Consider the following 1,497-nt stretch of genomic DNA (forward strand, 5'->3'; position numbering starts at 1 on the left):
TCATTGACCTTCGGGTTGTAGGTGTCGAAATCCGCGCCCTTCGCAATGTTCGTGATCAGGCGATCGATCTCGCGGTCGAGCTCGCCGTTGCGGCGCTGCAGATGCTTCTCGCGATCGCCACTCTCCTTGGCCAAGCGCCGGCGCTCGGAGTTGTAGGTGCGGACATATTCGGCGATTGCCTCGGGATTGGCGAGCTCCTCGCGCAAGCCTTCAAACACCAGGGTCTCGATCGCTGGGCGCGAAACCTTGCGGCCGTTGCTGCAGACGCCGCTCTCGCGGAATGCCGAGCACTGCATGCGGTGAGGCTTCCCCTTCCTCTGCGCGCCGATCGCCGACATACCGGCGCCGCAGAATCCACAGCGCAGCAGGCCTGACAAGGGCCGGACAGCCTTGCGCGATTGCGAGGCGCCCTGGTGACTGCGGCCAGCCTTGATCACCTGTGCGGCCTTGAACGTCGCGTCCTCAACGATCGCCAAGTGCGGCGCGTCGACGCTACGATATTGGTCTTTGCGGTTCGGGCGTGGCACGCGCCTTCCGGTGGCAGGATCCTTGATCATGCGGACCTTGTTCCAGACGATGCGGCCCGCATAGAGCTCGTTGATCAGCATACCATGGCCGCGTGCGGCATTGCCGTTGATCGTCGACGCGTTCCAATTGTTGCCGCGGGGCGGTCTGACACCGTCGGCATTGAGGCCCGCGGCGATCTCGCGCGGCGTCTTGCCCTCGACAAACTCGCAGAAGATTCTCCGCACGATCTCGGCTTCGGCCTGGTCGATCTCGAGCTCGCCTGGTTTGCCTGCGATCGCCCGATAGCCGTAGGCGCGGCCCCCGGCGTGGCGGCCGTCGCCGATCACGCTCTCGAGGCCGCGGCGGGTGTGGACGACCAGGTTCTCGAGAAACATCTCGCCCATGAGCGCGCGCAGGGCGCCATCGAGCTTGCCCACCTTGCCGCTCGCCGTGTGGATCGCAATGCCGAGGAAGTCGAGCCGCTTGCGTGCGGTATGCCAATCGCCCTGGTCGCGCGAAATGCGATCGACGTCCTCGGCGACGATGACATCGAAGCGGCGCGCTTCGGCTGCTCGCATCAAGTCCTGGAAGCCGGGACGATTGACGGTCGAGGCGCCGGAGATCTCGCGATCGCAGAAGGTCAGCACGACCGTAAAGCCTTCGCGGGCGCAGAGCTCGCGGCAGGACGCGATCTGATCGTCGACAGATCTATCGTTCTGCCGATCGGACGAGAAGCGGGCGTAAATGGCTGCGCGGATCATTTGCGGTTGCTTCCAGCTCGGCCCGGCGGACGAGCTCGGCCGCATGATCCTGCCTTGCGTGCAGTAATGCAAGGGCGTGCGCAACGGCCAAAGCGGCCGCGCCAGGCCTTTCCGCGGATAACTTGCGCGGCGAGTTAGTCATCGGGAGCCGGGTTCCTGCTCGATCATTTCGACATTGAGCGGTGCCGTGAGGCTTTCGTTGGCGAGCGCCGCGGTGTCGCCGACGACG

At 65.0% G+C, this 1,497-nt stretch carries 1 protein-coding gene; it reads right to left on the reverse strand.

What is annotated here, in order from left to right:
- The coding region (locus AAFX91_RS41570) for a recombinase family protein (protein WP_394570334.1) at positions 1-1,268 on the reverse strand (1,268 nt) is incomplete at its 3' end.
- Positions 1,269-1,497 lie beyond the last annotated feature (229 nt).

The sequence above is a fragment of the Bradyrhizobium sp. 31Argb genome, assembly GCF_043638955.1.
Lineage (GTDB): Bacteria > Pseudomonadota > Alphaproteobacteria > Rhizobiales > Xanthobacteraceae > Bradyrhizobium.